General features: G+C 66.2%; 13 protein-coding genes and 1 tRNA gene. 6 read left to right on the forward strand and 8 right to left on the reverse strand.

Going from position 1 to position 14,391, the window contains the following annotated elements; genetic code table 11:
• Positions 1–71: 71 nt before the first annotated feature.
• On the reverse strand, positions 72–1,787 hold the full coding sequence (locus tag A9W95_RS16625; protein WP_067414896.1) for a DUF3662 and FHA domain-containing protein: 1,716 nt from the start codon (positions 1,785–1,787) through the stop codon (positions 72–74).
• Positions 1,788–2,013: 226 nt separating this feature from the next.
• Here A9W95_RS16625 and A9W95_RS16630 point away from each other — a divergent pair.
• Positions 2,014–2,099: transfer RNA gene (locus tag A9W95_RS16630), tRNA-Leu, on the forward strand.
• A gap of 163 nt (positions 2,100–2,262) precedes the next feature.
• Here the strand turns inward: A9W95_RS16630 and A9W95_RS16635 are convergent.
• The 3 genes from A9W95_RS16635 to A9W95_RS16645 form a co-directional block, all read right to left on the reverse strand.
• Positions 2,263–3,627: an NAD(P)/FAD-dependent oxidoreductase gene (locus A9W95_RS16635; protein WP_253851680.1), complete on the reverse strand. Its 1,365-nt coding sequence runs from the start codon at positions 3,625–3,627 to the stop codon at positions 2,263–2,265.
• Between the two features lie 138 nt (positions 3,628–3,765).
• Positions 3,766–4,494, reverse strand: a complete 729-nt coding sequence (locus tag A9W95_RS16640) for a hypothetical protein (protein WP_067414902.1) — start codon at positions 4,492–4,494, stop codon at positions 3,766–3,768.
• Between the two features lie 22 nt (positions 4,495–4,516).
• A complete protein-coding gene (locus A9W95_RS16645) occupies positions 4,517–5,770 on the reverse strand; it encodes an EAL domain-containing protein (RefSeq protein WP_067414905.1) in 1,254 nt (417 codons plus the stop codon).
• Between the two features lie 220 nt (positions 5,771–5,990).
• Here A9W95_RS16645 and A9W95_RS16650 point away from each other — a divergent pair, with 220 nt between their 5' ends.
• Positions 5,991–7,493, forward strand: a complete 1,503-nt coding sequence (locus A9W95_RS16650) for a PPE family protein (RefSeq protein ID WP_067414907.1) — start codon at positions 5,991–5,993, stop codon at positions 7,491–7,493.
• On the opposite strand, the gene A9W95_RS16655 is transcribed toward A9W95_RS16650, so the two are convergent.
• The 4 genes from A9W95_RS16655 to A9W95_RS16670 all read right to left on the reverse strand — a co-directional run bounded on the left by A9W95_RS16655 (position 7,490) and on the right by A9W95_RS16670 (position 10,752).
• On the reverse strand, positions 7,490–7,828 hold the full coding sequence (locus A9W95_RS16655; protein WP_067414911.1) for a GNAT family N-acetyltransferase: 339 nt from the start codon (positions 7,826–7,828) through the stop codon (positions 7,490–7,492). The genes A9W95_RS16650 and A9W95_RS16655 overlap by 4 nt on opposite strands.
• The gene (locus tag A9W95_RS16660; RefSeq protein ID WP_067415148.1) at positions 7,828–8,808 is read right to left on the reverse strand and encodes a pirin family protein; all 981 of its coding nucleotides are present in this window, start codon (positions 8,806–8,808) and stop codon (positions 7,828–7,830) included. Before A9W95_RS16660 ends, A9W95_RS16655 begins: the two co-directional genes overlap by 1 nt.
• A 57-nt stretch (positions 8,809–8,865) precedes the next feature.
• On the reverse strand, positions 8,866–10,248 hold the full coding sequence (locus A9W95_RS16665) for an acyl-CoA dehydrogenase family protein (protein ID WP_067414914.1): 1,383 nt from the start codon (positions 10,246–10,248) through the stop codon (positions 8,866–8,868).
• 87 nt (positions 10,249–10,335) lie between these two features.
• On the reverse strand, positions 10,336–10,752 hold the full coding sequence (locus A9W95_RS16670; RefSeq protein WP_067414917.1) for a WhiB family transcriptional regulator: 417 nt from the start codon (positions 10,750–10,752) through the stop codon (positions 10,336–10,338).
• Positions 10,753–10,897: 145 nt separating this feature from the next.
• Between A9W95_RS16670 and A9W95_RS16675 the strand changes: the two genes are divergently transcribed.
• The 4 genes from A9W95_RS16675 (at position 10,898) to A9W95_RS16690 (ending at position 14,386) form a co-directional block, all read left to right on the forward strand.
• Positions 10,898–11,701, forward strand: coding sequence for a helix-turn-helix domain-containing protein (locus A9W95_RS16675; RefSeq protein ID WP_067414920.1), 804 nt, complete (start codon positions 10,898–10,900; stop codon positions 11,699–11,701).
• Positions 11,685–12,512 (forward strand): C40 family peptidase, encoded by an 828-nt coding sequence (locus A9W95_RS16680; RefSeq protein WP_067414923.1) that lies wholly within the window; start codon positions 11,685–11,687, stop codon positions 12,510–12,512. Before A9W95_RS16675 ends, A9W95_RS16680 begins: the two co-directional genes overlap by 17 nt.
• Positions 12,513–12,525: 13 nt before the next feature.
• Positions 12,526–12,888, forward strand: coding sequence for a DUF4226 domain-containing protein (locus A9W95_RS16685; protein WP_067414926.1), 363 nt, complete (start codon positions 12,526–12,528; stop codon positions 12,886–12,888).
• A gap of 85 nt (positions 12,889–12,973) precedes the next feature.
• Positions 12,974–14,386: a DUF4226 domain-containing protein gene (locus A9W95_RS16690; RefSeq protein ID WP_067414929.1), complete on the forward strand. Its 1,413-nt coding sequence runs from the start codon at positions 12,974–12,976 to the stop codon at positions 14,384–14,386.
• The last annotated feature ends 5 nt before the right edge of the window (positions 14,387–14,391 follow it).

The raw sequence follows: 14,391 nt of genomic DNA on the forward strand, positions 1-14,391 counted from the left end.
AGATCAGCAAGGTCACGATACTCAGACGGTGGTCGAGGCGGTGCGATGCTCGCAGCTTCGAGTCCAGCGGGTCAGTGGATGCGGACGATGATCTCCGAGTGCCCCAGACGGATCACGTCGCCGTCAGCCAACTGCCACTCCTGAACCGGAGCGTTGTTGACGGTGGTGCCGTTGGTCGAGTTGAGATCGGTTAGCAGCGCGACCTGGCCATCCCAGCGGATCTCCAGATGGCGCCGGGACACCCCGGTGTCCGGCAGCCGGAACTGAGCGTCCTGCCCGCGACCGATGATGTTGGAGCCGTCGCGCAGTTGGTAGGTGCGACCGCTGCCGTCGTCGAGTTGGAGGGTGACGGTCGTTCCGACCGACCCGTAGCCGCCCTGCGCGTAACCGCCATAGCCGCCTTGTCCGTAGTCGGGCTGCCCGTAGTCCGGCTGGCCGTAGTCGGGCTGCTGGCCGTACTCCGGTTGCTGGCCGTAGTCGTAGTCACTGCGCGCGGGCTCGCCGTAGCCGCCCTGCGGGGCATATCCGCCCGCTGCCGGCGCCTCGGCGTACTGGGTGTAGTCGCCGGCGCCGCCGCCGTACTCTTGCCGACCGTATCCGCCCCCTTGTTGGTAGCCCTGGTCATATCCCCCGCCCTGGTCCGGGTACGAGGGTCGCTGCGGCTCGACCGGGGCGGGCGGAGCACCAGCCGAGGCGTAGCCGCCGTCGTCGTGGCGTGCGGGCTCGCGCCCGTAGTCGCCGTATCCGCCGTAACCGGGCTGGCCGCCGGCCGGAGGTGCGCCGTAGCCGCCGCCCTGTCCGTAACCCTGGTCGTAGCCACCGCCTTGGGCGCCGTAGCCCCCGGGCGGACCGGCCGGGGCGGTCGGCGGGCGCTGCTCATAGGACTGCGGGTAACCGCCCTGTGCCTGGCCGCCGTAGCCGCCCTGGTCGCCATAGCCGCCCTGGCCCTGGTAGCCGCCTTGGGACGGGGCGCCGTAGCCGCCCTGCTCTTGGCCCCCGTAGCCACCGTGCTCGCCGTAACCGCCGGGTGCTTGGCCGCCGCCGTAGCCGCCCTGTTCCGGGTAGCCGCCCTGGCCCTGGTAGCCGCCTTGGGACGGGGCGCCGTAACCGCCCTGGTCGCCGTAACCGCCCTGGTCATAGCGCGGCGGCGGGTAGCCCTGCTGCGGCGGGTAACCGCCACTTTCAGGTGGGTAACCACCCGGAGCGCCCTGCGGGCCTGGGGCGCCGCGCGGGTCATCGTGGGGACGCCCGTAGCGGTCGTCGTAGTACTCGTCGGGCCGACCCTGCCCCTGACCGCCGCGGTAGCTCGAATTGTCAGTCATCGGTGGTACTCCTGGTTCTGCGCCAAACGGTTGATTTGATTGTGGTCGGGCTGAATCGGTGCTTGTCGCGCGGGTCTCGACGTCGGGGTTGACAGCCCCGCGGGCGCGGAACTGGCCGGTGTGTAGGTTCGCAGACTGCTCGAACCGGACGACAACCTCACCATACGTTTGCCACCCCTGTTCTTGGATATAGCCCGCCAAGTACCGAGCAAAAGCGCTTGACGACAGATCCGGGTCCGCGCCCAACTCCTCAAAGTCGTGCACACTGAGGGTAATGATGTATTCGTTGGGCGCCAAAAGGCGATTTCCCTGAAGGGACCGAACACCGTCAGAGGCTTCTCGGCGCAATGCCGTCTCCACCTCTTGCGGGACGATCGAACCCCCGAATATCCGGGCAAACGCATCACCGACGGTCGCCTCGAGTTTGCGCTCGATGCGCTGAACTAGCCCCCGTTGGCTATTCATCTGTCAGCGCTCGCCTCACTAGGTTCATCGGCGCAAGGCAAACGACTCGCCCGCGTGTCGTGTCAACCAGTCATCGTATCGGGACACCGCGACGCAGCGGCACCGTGAGAATTCTGAGAATCACATCCGATACGGTTCGGAGACCTTCGCGTGCCCGGGAGGGCAGACCTGGCCGCAGCGGTTGGGGCGCGCAACTACTACAGTGATATGGTCCTCCGGTTGTTTCGGGCGAGTGGCGGAATGGCAGACGCGCTGGCTTCAGGTGCCAGTGTCCTTCGGGACGTGGGGGTTCAAGTCCCCCTTCGCCCACCAGAGAGCGGTTCTACGAACTGCAGGTGCCGGAGGTCATGGACCAGAAATGGTTTGTGACCTTCGTGTAGCGCTGTGCGCTGGTCGGACCCAGGGCTGCGCAGCCAGACAGCCATATCTGCGTAGGCCGCTGGCACTTGCCGCCCGTGGCTTGTCCGCATCGGCGTCATAATCCGCTACTGAGTCCAGCGGGTCTTCTGGATGGGTGTCGGAGGTTGGTCAGCAGGATCTGTAAGAGCAGGGCCGGGTCCTGCAGTCGTGCGGGTGGGTCGATGAGTCCGCGGACGCGCATGAGTTGTTCGGCGACAACGATGTTGTTGGTCGCGGCCGCCAACGCTGCTCGTATCATCCAGCTGCGCATCCTTGCCCGTAGGGCAGAGTTGGGAGCGGCTGGGCGGTCGCTGGCCCGGTTCATCGTCCACACTGGCGCGATGTGTTCGGCCGCAGTTCTGTAGAACCGCCCGGCCACGTCGGTCTCGCCGGCGGCTAGGCAGTCGCGGAGTGCGAGCGCGTGCAGAGCGGCCATGGTCATGCCTTGGCCGTACAGCGGGTTGAGGGTGCACAGCGCGTCGCCCAGAATAAGCAGACCCTTGGGTAGGCGGGGCATTCGGTCATAGCGTCGCCACCGCCCGGCGGTTGCTCGGGAGATCGCGATCTCCCCGACGGGCGTCGCATCGCGCAGGACCATGCTGATGGCGCGCGGAAGTATTTGGTCAGTTATTTCCAGCATCTCGGTAAAGGATCTCGGCGGAGCACCACACTTGACCGAGCGAGAGGTGGCCAGCATCCAGGTGTCGTCTTCATAGGCCATCAGCACGGCACCGGGTGCCGAGGTGCCTTGATTGACAAACACCATTCGCTTGTTGAGGCGACCGGCTGGGATGCGCATCAGGTGACTGGAATATCCCCACATCGCAGGTGTCCGGTCGTGCGGCACCGGGCCGTATCCCTGGCTCTCTAAGAATGCGTGGGTGCGCGACGCGCGGCCGGTCGTGTCGACGACCAAATCGGCGTCCACCGCGCTCGTAATGGCGTTGGCCTGGTTGATGATTCGCGCACCGATGACGGTGTCGGCCGAGATCAGCGGTTCGGTCACCGCGTGATTGTCGAGAATCGCGACGCCGGCCAATGCGGCGACCCGTCGGCGCAAGTGCAACTCGATAAACGGGCGACTGGCCTGGTAGGCCGCTAGTGGTCGAGGATCGGTCAGCTTGCCCGCGGGGTTCAGCTCGTAGCCGGCGTTGCGCACATATAACCGCGACAAGTCGTCGCTCTGGTCGACAGCGGCGCCGCCGGCAGCCAGTTCTTCCAAGATGCCGGGAAAAAGCTCGCCGATCAATTGAGTGCCACGACTAAGAAAGTTGTGCAGGTGACGGCCTTGCGGCACCCCTTTGCGTTGTTCAGGACCTTGCGGCAGTACGTCTCGCTCCACCAACGTCACCGACCGGTAAAACTCCGAGAGCACCCGGGCGGTCAACAACCCCGCCATACCAGCACCGAGAACCAAAGCGTGTGAACCACTTTCGGCCACAACACCACCTTCTGTCGCCTCCATAGGGCACTTTGCGGCGCCCCGCCGGACTCTGACAGTACAGCAAAAATAAGAAAAATAAGACACTCTTAAGATAACGTTAAGGACCGTGTTTGATTCGCAGTCTCTTAATGAGGGTTAACAGCCAAACACCGGATTGAGGGTGTCGCTGTCGGCGGTGATGCCCGCTGAGATGTCCAGCGGCGCCGTCTCGAGATCCTTGTTGGTCAGGAGCTCCTCGATGCAGGCGTGTGAGGCCCCGATATAGGTGCTGTCGAGGTCGATGTCGGTGGCCACGCACCACGCGTGGTCAGCCGGCCACCAGAGGTTGCAGGACGTGTGTGGCCACGGTTGGGCGGCTACCGACTGAGCGGCCGCCGCAAGCGGACCATGGGCCAGGTGGTAATTGCGCGCGGGCAGCCCGAACGTAGGACGGTCACCAAAAGCCGCGTCGAGCGATCCCCAGCCGTCCCACACTGCAAACCAGCAGTCGTCCGGGTCTGGCGTGTGGCGAGCAAACGTACGGACCAGGATGCGCGCGGTCGCTGCCGGCAGCGTCCCGATCGCGGGCGCTTCGTCGAACAGTCCGGGTTGCTCGCCGTGATATCCGACGACGTATCGCGAGGCGAAGCCGATCAACCGATTGAACTGCATCTGCGGGTGCGCTGTCTTGCCATTCGCCCGCGCGATCTCCGTCCACCTGATCGGGGTGCCACCGTCGTAGGCGGGATGGAAGAGCCGCGCGTAGCCGTCGAACATGTCCGGCAGCAGCGATCCGACGTTGTACGCGAAGGTGCGGATGTGGTCGGTCAGCCAATGCGCCGGGCGCAGATCGTGGACGACGGTCAAGGCGCCAACGGTGACCACGGCACCACCCTAAGCGCAGTGCTCACAGCATGCGGTCCAGCAGATTGTGTGCGGCAGCGGTAACGAGCGATCGGTCGTAGGTGATGGTGAAGTCGAACCGCCGGTCCGAGTCATCCCGGTGCCGATTCGCGTCGTCGGCTCGTTCCCGTGCGATGAGCGCGACGGCGAGTTGCGCCCCCAACGCCAACACCACCCACTCGTTGTTCAACGCGTCAGCGGCGTCCACGTGGACACCGCGCACGCCGGATCCCAGGTCTGTCGGCAGGTTCTGACCGAAGACGGCGACCAACGGTGAGGATCGCGCCAGGTCCAAGTAGTGCTCGCGGGTCCCGGGGGTGAAGTACTCCGCCTCCTGCAAAGCGACCAACACCATCGGCGGGTCCGCGGTGAATCTGGCCTGATCTTCGATGTGTCGGGCCAGCGCGGTCAGGGTGGCTTTGCGCGCGGTTCGCAGCGGTGCCCTGCTGGCGACCAGATCAAACGGTGAACCCGAAACCAATTGAGACGGGGACGTTTTGGGCGGCGCGGCCCATATCCGCGGCGGCTCGAGGCAGTCTTGCAGGTCGAACCGATAACCCTGGCCCAAGCTCGCGCCTAGGGCGAGCGCCTGTTCGAGGTGATCGTCGTTTTCGATGCCCTCGGCGAGGATGACCGCGCCGGCTCGTTCCTGGTGAGCCAGGACAGCGGCCAATGTCCGTGCCTGGCTACGACGAGGTTGAGACTGTACCAGCGGAAGGTCCAGTTTGATTACGTCAGGAGACAAAACATCCAGCAGCGCAAGCGAATCCGGATGGGCGCCGACGTCGTCAAGGGCGACGGCGAAGCCGTCTTGCCGGAGCGCCGCGACCTTCGCCAACAGAGCATGCGGGTGAGTGAGCACGCTCCGTTCGGTGATTTCGAAGACCAACGCCAGATGGTCATGTCCGCGTACCAGCAAGTCGTCGTCGGCCGGACCGACATACGCGCTCGCGGGTTCACAGTTGATCGCCAACATGGTCCCGCGGGGTAACTGGTGGTCCAGCGTCGTGCGAATCGCGGCGTAAATGCACAGCTGATCGAGCTCGTCTAAGCGGCCGGAAGCTGAAGCGTAGGCAAAAACGTCCAGCGGGCTCGGGTTGTTGAGGGACGGCCACCGCGCCAGCGCCTCAAAGCCGACAAGATCACCACCGGGTAGGGCGACAATCGGCTGCAGCACCGGCGCTAACCCGACACCCCGGGCGGCAGCGTCGAGACCAGCGTCTTCCCGCCGATGCCGAACTTCCTGGCCGCTAGCCATGAACCCCCACTTTGAGTGGCTGCCGCGCCGAACGGGCGATTACCGGGTTCTGTCGCCCACGGCCGTTCCGTTACCCTACCTGTTAGGGGAGCCTAAGCTACGGTGAGAGGGCCGCAGCCGCGAGTGGGAGGGATTGCCGGATGTACGCAAGGGCAGTGCCTTGTCGCTTGGCGGCAGCGCCTGCCCTTAGTCGGAGGGTGATCCAGCGAGGTCGCCCGGCATGAGTTTTATGTGGATGGCGCTGCCGCCCGAAGTCCATTCCGCGCTGCTCACCAGCGGCCCAGGCCCGGGTTCCTTGCTCGCCGCCGCCGGCGGTTACCAGGCGCTGAGCGCCGAATACGCCGAGGCAATGGCCGACCTCACCGGCTTGCTGGGCGCGGTGCAGGCCGGTGCGTGGCAAGGGCCCAGCGCCGAGCAGTATGTGGCCGCGCACGTGCCCTACCTGGCATGGCTTGCCCAGGCGCGGGGCAAGAGCGATGCCGCTGCCGCGCAACACGAAGCCGCGGCCGCCGCCTACACGACGGCGGTGGCAATGATGCCCACGCTGCCCGAACTAGCGGCCAACCACGTCATACACGGGGTCCTCGTCGCGACGAACTTCTTCGGCATCAACACCATCCCGATCGCACTCAACGAGGCCGACTACGTCCGCATGTGGATCCAGGCCGCCACCAGCATGACCGGCTATGAAGCGGCGTCGGCCGCGGCGCTGGGCGCTGTCCCCCCGACTGCGCCGGCTCCGATGGTGATGACGGCCGAGGCCACCGACGCCGCGCAGACCAGCCAGCTGGCCGCGGCCGCACCGGCGGCGGACTCGGGCAGCCAGCTCAATCTCGCCGACATCATCAGCCAACTCCTGCAGGGCTACATGAACTATGTGCAGCAGCTGTTCGAGCCGATCACCAACTTCCTGCAGGACCCGGTGGGCAACACCATCAAATTGATCACCGACTTCATGACCAACCCGTCGCAGGCGCTGGTCACCTGGGGCCCCTTCTTGTTTGCCATTGCCTATCAAGCCTTTTCCTGGGTCGGGGCGTCACTGACCTATCCCCAGCTGCTGCTACAGCCCCTGCTCGCCATCACGTTGGGAGTGGTCATCGGCGTGGCTCAGCAGTTCTTGGAGCAGGCGCCGGCTTTGGCGGCCGAAGGCGGCGCCGCCGCTGCGGCTATACCTGCCGTCGTTGCGCACCAGTCGACCTGGCCGGTGGCGGGCTTGGCTCCGACCGTGGCCGGCCCGGCCGGCGCACCCGCCGCTTCTGCGGCAGGCAGCGCAGGGGCCGCACCGACGTCGGCGGCTCCGGCGGCGCCGGCGACCACGATCGTGCCCTACGCCGTGGGCGGTATGGATCCCGGCGAAGGATTCACCCCCATCCTGCGCGACAAGACCTCCGCCAAAGCTCCGGCGGCGAGTGTTCCGGCCGCCGCGGCGGCTGTGTCCGCGCGAGACCGGCGCTTGGCCCGGCGCAAGCGCAAGGACACGATGCCGGAACGTCAGTACGCGGACGAATTCATGGATTACGACGGGGGTTCCGGCGCTGCGCCCGAGCAGGAGCCGACGGTGGCCGCGTCGGCGCTCGGCGCCGGGCAGATGGGTTTCGGCGGAACCGAGGCCAACGGCCAGGCGGACGCAGCTGGGTTGATCACCTTGCCCGGCGACAGTTTCGGCGGTGGACCGACCAGCCCGATGTTGCCCACCACCTGGGAATCCGACAACCGCTAGTTCGGCTGTGTCTGTGCCCAGCCCCGAACGTCCGCGGTGACGGGGTCGGTGATGTCGTTGTACTCGGGATGCTTCTTGAGCACCGTGCCCACCATCGAACAGACCGGAACGATGCGCTTGCCTTCCGCGCGGGCCTCTTGCAGCGCTTCCTCGAGCAGGATGGTGGCCAGGCCGCGACCGCCGAACTCGGGATCTATCTCGGTGTGGTAGAAAACCCGCTGGTCGCCCCGGTCGGCGAAGTCGGCGAGACCGACCACCTGGCCGTCAACGGCGATGGTGTACCGGCGCGCCTCGGTGGTGACGGTGGCTTCCGCGCCAGTCTTGTCGGTGGTCATCAATTCTCCTTCCTGTCTGGCTGCGACCGAGGCCGCAACCGAGTGGTGGGCAGAGCCGGGGCGGGCAGTCGGGTGACTGAGCCCTGGTACCCCTCGACGGCGCCGAAGCGGTCGTCGGCGTCCTGCCACTGCCGGCGATAGGTGACGATGTCGTCGTGGCTGCGCCCGACGAAGTTCCACCACATCACCAACTGTTCGGTGAACGGGGTGCCGCCCAGCAGCAACACCCGTGCGGGTTGTTCAGCGACGTTGTGCAGATGCAGGGTGTGGTTGCCCGGCGACTGGTAGCCCAAATCACCCACCGCGAGCACCGTTCCACACATCCGAACCGCTCCCTGATCACACAGCACCCCATGCTCAAAGGTGGTGTCAATGTCCAGGCGCACCGCGCATCCTGGGTCCAGATCGATCTGGCACCCAAGCAACGGAGTGAATGTTTCTATCGGCGAACGGCTTCCGGCGAGCTCTCCCAGAAATACTCGAAGCTGCGCACCGGGCACAGCGACGGGCGTGGGCGCATAGTGGGCGAAGTCGCGTCCGGTGTCGCGCGCGAAGCCTGGCAACGCCACCCATAACTGCGCGCCGTGCAGCACGGGCTCGGACTCCACCGAAACCTCGGAGTGGCAGATCCCCGCGCCCGCCGTCATCAGATTCAGCTCCCCAGGGCGGACCAGGGTGTGAACTCCGGCGCTGTCTCGATGCTCCACCAGCCCGCTGAACAACCAACTAGCCGTCTGCAGTCCGGTGTGTGGATGCGGTGGTACATCCATGCGCGTCCCGGAGACCGGGCCGTAGTGGTCGACAAAGCACCAAGCCCCGATCAGCGAACGCTGTCGCTGCGGCAGCGTGCGTTGTACGCGGATGGCCCGCGGGCCGCCCAGCGGCACCTCGCGCGGATGGAGCACATCGACCGGCTCGTCGTCGCCCACTTGTGAAGGGCGACAGGCGACCTCGGCCGGTGCTACCTCAACGTTGCTCATCATTACTCTTCGGCGCGGTGCGGTCGGGTGTTCAACCGCGACCATACCCTCGGCTCGCTACCGCCCCGGTGGCTGCAGCGCCTTCATGGCCACGCGCATCACCGGCTCCGGAATCCGATCCTTCATGGACAACGCCGCATCGGCAGCCCGGGAACGCAACGGAGTGCCGCGACCGAACATCCGGTTGAACGGCCCACCCGACGGTTCCAGCACCACGTGCAACGGCGGCCGGTCCACCGCAGCACCCAGCGCGTTGGCGATGACCATGCGCTGGATCTCGCTGGTGCCTTCAAAAATGGTGTACAGCTTGGCATCCCGATACCACTTCTCGACCGGGTGATCGGTGATGTAACCCCAGCCGCCCATTGTTTGAATGGCGCGCTCGGTCGCTTTGACCGCGACTTCGCTGGCGGCCATCTTCGACATCGAACCTTCCCCGCGCTCGAACGGGATCCCGTTGGCCGCCATCCACGATGCCCGCCAGGTCAGCAGCCGGGCCGCGTCGATCTGGGTGGCCAATTCCGCGAGCGGGAAGGCGATGCCCTGGTTGTCGATGATCGGCCCGCCGAACGCTTCGCGTTCGGTGGCGTAGGCCGTCGCGTATTCCAATGCGGCGCGGGCGATACCGATCGCCTGCGCGGCGACCATCGGGCGGGTCTGTTCGAAGGTGCCCAGGGTCGCCGAGCCGGACCGCTTGGCGCCCGCGACCACTTCCCGGGCCTTGGCTAGCTTATGTTCCAACTTCTCTTCCCCGCCCAACAAGTTCCCGCCCGGAACGCGGACACCGTTGAAGCGCAACTCCGCGGTGTGCGAGGCCCGGCAGCCGAGTTTGTCGAGCTTTCGCACCAGCTCCAAGCCAGGGGTTCCGCCTGGCACCACGAACAGCGCCTGTCCGCGGTGCCCCAACTCCTGGTCGACCACGGCGTTGACGACGTGCACATTGGCGATGCCGCCGTTGCCGATCCACATCTTGTGGCCATCGATGATCCAGTCGTCGCCATCTCGGCGCGCGTGGGTACGCAGGTTGCGCACATCACTGCCGCCTTCGGGTTCGGAGATCGCCAAGGCGGCGAGCTTGAGGTCCCCCGGCGTGCCGAAACACTCCGGGGCCCACTGCAGCATTTGTTCCGGCGATGCGGCCTGGCCGATCGCCGACAACGCCAACGCGGGCATGACGATCGCCAAACCGATTCCGGCACAACCCCAGAACAGCTCTTCCATGAACATCGGCAGCGAAATGCCAGTCGGGTCACCGATCAGATCGCGGTAGAACAACGGGCTGTAGAACCCCCGCTGAGCAGCCTCCTCCAGCACCGGCCAGGGGAATTCCTGCCGTTGGTCGTAGTGGAGGGCAACCGGGCGGATCACCTCCTCGGCGAACTCATGCGTGCGACGGGCCAAATCGTGTTGTGCCGCTGTTGGTGTCAGATCGAACGTCATGGATTCGCGCCCTTTTGGTCGACCGGTCCCTGCCGCCCTCGTCTACCCCGTCGTCAAACCCAGCAAACTGCGATCGATGCGCGGGTACTACGCCGCCGTGCGCGGGCCCAGATGTGCGGTCGGCAAGTGCAGTACCACCGCGGTTACCGGAACCACGTCATGTTCGCGCCGTTCTAACAATGCCGCGTTCTCGGGCAACTGCCGGGCGTTGATCTCGCCGGCCGCGATGCGACGCAATACTTCGTGGGCACGGGCGAGCTGTTCTCGCTTGCGGTATTGGCCGCCGGGAAGCTTCACTCCAGCCCAGACGCCGTACTCCTCGCGGTGCTTGATGGCCCGTTGCGCGCACAGCCGCTGTTGAGCCAGTGGGCAGCGGCGGAGGCATTGGACGCGAGCCTCGGTGGCCGAGCGTTCGTAGGCGCGGGCCTTGGCTGCGCCGTCGCCATCATCGTCATCGGGGTAGCCGAACCACAGTTCCGGGTTGCTTGCGCACGGGTTTGCCATCTTGACGGCCCTCCTATCTAACTGAAACGTAGGCGGAATCGTATACACACGACGGCGTGCAACACAAGGAAATCGCGACAAGAACGTATATCCAGTGTGGCGTCGGAATGCGTGTGTAATATCCGCTTATGGCCCGGAGCCTGCGGTGAGCCGCGAGTCGGCCGGCGCGGCGATCCGCGCTTTGCGGGAGTCGCGGGACTGGTCGCTGGCGGACCTCGCCGCCGCGACCGGCGTCAGCATCATGGGCCTGAGCTTCCTGGAACGAGGAGCCCGTAAGCCTCACAAAAGCACAGTTCAGAAGGTTGAGAACGGGCTGGGCCTGCCGCCCGGCACGTATTCGCGATTGCTGGTCGCTGCCGATCCCGACGCGGAGCTCGCTCGCCTGATCGCGGCGCAACCGCCCGAGCCGTCGAGTGTTCGGCGTTCTGCAGCGGTCGTCGTGGATCGACACAGCGACGCCGAGGTGCTCGAAGGCTACGCCGAAGCACAGCTCGACGCACTCCGCTCGGTCATCGACCGATTGCCCGCGACGACCTCAAACGAATACGAGACGTATATTCTGTCTGTGATCGCGCAATGCGTGAAAGCGGAGATGCTCGCGGCCAGTTCCTGGCGGGTAGCGGTCAACGCCGGCGCCGACTCGACTGGTCGGTTGATGCAGCACTTGGAGGCGCTGGAGGCGACCCGTAGAGCCCTGCTAGAGCGAATGCCCGCCAGCCTGAGCGCTCGGTTCGACCGGGCTTGCGCACGCTCGCCGTTGCCGGAAGCAGTCATCGCCGCGCTGGTGGGTCTCGGCCGCGACGAATTGTGGGACGTCCGAAATCGTGGTGCCATACCTCCGAATGCGGTGCCCAGAATCCGCGCTTTCACCGAAGCGATGGATGCGGCGGAAGCGGGCACGGACAACCGTGCAGCCAGCGGTGAGGGGAGCAATGAGTCCGGAAGTTGAGTTGCTGAGCCGAGCCCATGAGTTGTTCTCCGGTATCGGACACCACGAGGCCGTGAACGCCGGCATCAGCAGGGCCGGGCAACCGCCGCATCGGGTATCGAATGCCGCTGTCGCACAAGGGAATTATGTGCGGACGGCAGACCACAGTCACACCGCATTGTTATCGGCTGCCCGCACCGACGCGGCTGCCACCACTGTCATCGGCGCAGCACATCGGGATCGGGAAGCGGGTCGAGAGGCAACCGGGCGAGTCGTCGCAGAAGCTCGCGCTGACGCGGGCGCTACCCAGACGACGCCGTTAGGCCAGCGCGAAGCGATGCGCCGACGAGCGGCGCGCCTGCGCGCCCAGCGCGCGCACGTCTTGTTGGCGCGGCACAGAGCGCGCCGGCACGCGGCGGCACTGCGTGCACTGCGTTACCGCACCACGCGGCACCATCGAGGTGCGCTCTCTGGCCTGCGGGTACCGGCAGCAAACGGTCGCGCCGGGACAGCCGTGCGCGCGGCGTTGTCGCGGCTGGGCCGCCCGTACGTGTGGGGTGCCACCGGGCCAGACCAGTTCGACTGCTCGGGTTTGGTGCAGTGGTCCTACGCGCAGGCCGGTGTGCATCTGGATCGGACCACCTACCAACAGATCAACGACGGGGTCCCGGTACCTCGGTCGCAGGTGCGCCCGGGGGACCTGGTTTTCCCGCACGCCGGTCACGTGCAACTGGCCATCGGCAACAACTTGGTGGTGGAAGCCCCGTATTCGGGCGCGACGGTTCGAATCAGTCCCTTGGGCGGCAACGTGCAGATCCGCCGTCCTCTGTAAGAAGGTTGACCCCATGTCGGATCAAGCAGGATCCTCGATAGCCACCATCCAGGCACGGCAGGCAGCGTTGGCGCGGCGACATCGCGCGGTCGCGGAGGCCGATCGCGTCCTGACCGAGGCAGTGCACAGTGCCCACGCCGCGATGCGGGACAGTGTGCAGCGGCTCGACGCGATCGCCGCCGAAATCGGCCGTGCCGTGCCAGACGAACACGAGCGCGCCGTCGATACGCCGGTCGGCGCCCGAGAATTGCAGAGGTTCTTGGTCGCAAAGCAGCGGGAGATCGCCACCATCGTGGCCGACGCCCGCGAGCTCAGCCGTACGAAAGCCGCTGTCCTGCAGGGAATCAAAGACCACTACATTCTGATCGCGGGTTAGGGCTCGACTGCGGGCCAGGGTCCTGAGGTGAATTGTCGCTCGCCTGCGGCTTGGGTACTGTCCCGCGGCATGAAGGGGTCGCCCGATGTCGACGTTTAGCGATCTGGTCGACACTCTCGGTGCGATACGGGAGCGTACCGGCGACCCGAACGCCTGGCAGTCGGGTCTGACAGTAGACGAGGTCACCGCCGTGTTGACCCCCGCCACCGGTCCGGCCCAACTGACCGCAATTCTCGCCAAGATTCGCCAGCGCTACGCCACCATACTGAACCCCCCGGCCGTCTCTACACCACCACCGGGCCCGCACCAAGGCGATGCGGCCGAGGCTATTGCCGCCGCCGAATCGGCACTGGCGCATCAGAATTCGGCGACATCTCAACTCGACTTGCAGGTCGTCTCGGCCATTCTCAATGCGCACTTGAGCACCGTCGAAGGTCGGGAGGCGCTGACCCAATTACAGCGCGCCATCGAGGCCGCGGTGCGTACCCGGTCCGACTTGGACACCCCAGCCGGAGCCCGCGACTTCCAGCGGTTCTTGATCGGGAAACTCAGAGACATCCGCGCAGTGGTCGCCAACGCCAGCCTCGACGACACGTCGAAGTCTGCGTTGATGGCGGCGTGGACGTCGTTGTACAACGCGTCCAAAAACGAGATTCCCGACGAGCGCCGGGTTTCCGCCGTGCCTGCCGCAGCCCAGCCCAGCCGGACCGTCAGCGCTCAGCCGGCTGCGATACCAGAGGCCGGTGCCGCCGACCCGCTGCTGGACTCTCTGCTGCTGGACGATCCCGGAATGACTGGCACCGACCCGGTCCCAGCGAGCGCCGCCGTGCCGGCAGTCGCAACCGCGCCCGCCATACCGGCCTTCGGCGGCGCAACCATGCCGGCCGGCGGCAGTATGCCGGGCTGGGGCACCGCGGGTGAATCGCCATTGTTCACCCCGACCAGCGGCCGATCGCATCACCAACAGCGAGATTTCGACGACGACTTACTGGACGACGAATCCGACCCGCACGAATCGAAGTCGACCGAAGCAACCGAAGACGGCCACCACGACGACGAGGCGCCAAAGGATGCGCCGGGCCAACCGGAACCTGCGCCGACCGGGCCGACCACCGTGACGCTGCCCAATGGTGAGACGGTCACCGCCGCCAGCCCGCAACTCGCCGCGGCGATCAAGGCGGCGGCCGGTGGAACACCGATCGCCGAGGCGTTCCAGCAGCAGGGCATCACCATTCCGCCGCCTGGAACGGCCGTCCCCAAACCGCTCGAACCGGCACTGCTGGTCCCCGGAGACATCGGCATGTTCAGCGACCGCCACGCGCTGGCCCTCGGGCGCAGCGAAGCCCTTCTCGACGGCCAGATTCAGCACATTTCCACGGTGAGTGGACCAAGCTTTCTAGGGTGGGAACATCCACCGACAGCGGCGACCGCCACGGCTCCGGCCGGGACCGGTACGCCGACACCGACCCGGCCGGCGGCCACGCCGACGGCGACCTGACGACG

The organism is Mycobacterium sp. 1423905.2 (assembly GCF_001673155.1).
Taxonomy (GTDB): domain Bacteria; phylum Actinomycetota; class Actinomycetes; order Mycobacteriales; family Mycobacteriaceae; genus Mycobacterium.

Bases quoted from the DNA above. Each gene is read 5' to 3' on its own strand.
- A9W95_RS16625 (WP_067414896.1), bottom strand. From the start codon at position 1,787: ATGAATAGCCAACGGGGGCTAGTTCAGCGCATCGAGCGCAAACTCGAG.
- A9W95_RS16645 (WP_067414905.1), bottom strand. From the start codon at position 5,770: ATGGCTAGCGGCCAGGAAGTTCGGCATCGGCGGGAAGACGCTGGTCTC.
- A9W95_RS16650 (WP_067414907.1), top strand. From the start codon at position 5,991: ATGAGTTTTATGTGGATGGCGCTGCCGCCCGAAGTCCATTCCGCGCTG.
- A9W95_RS16655 (WP_067414911.1), bottom strand. From the start codon at position 7,828: ATGACCACCGACAAGACTGGCGCGGAAGCCACCGTCACCACCGAGGCG.
- A9W95_RS16660 (WP_067415148.1), bottom strand. From the start codon at position 8,808: ATGAGCAACGTTGAGGTAGCACCGGCCGAGGTCGCCTGTCGCCCTTCA.
- A9W95_RS16665 (WP_067414914.1), bottom strand. From the start codon at position 10,248: ATGACGTTCGATCTGACACCAACAGCGGCACAACACGATTTGGCCCGT.
- A9W95_RS16670 (WP_067414917.1), bottom strand. From the start codon at position 10,752: ATGGCAAACCCGTGCGCAAGCAACCCGGAACTGTGGTTCGGCTACCCC.
- A9W95_RS16680 (WP_067414923.1), top strand. From the start codon at position 11,685: ATGAGTCCGGAAGTTGAGTTGCTGAGCCGAGCCCATGAGTTGTTCTCC.
- A9W95_RS16685 (WP_067414926.1), top strand. From the start codon at position 12,526: ATGTCGGATCAAGCAGGATCCTCGATAGCCACCATCCAGGCACGGCAG.
- A9W95_RS16690 (WP_067414929.1), top strand. From the start codon at position 12,974: ATGTCGACGTTTAGCGATCTGGTCGACACTCTCGGTGCGATACGGGAG.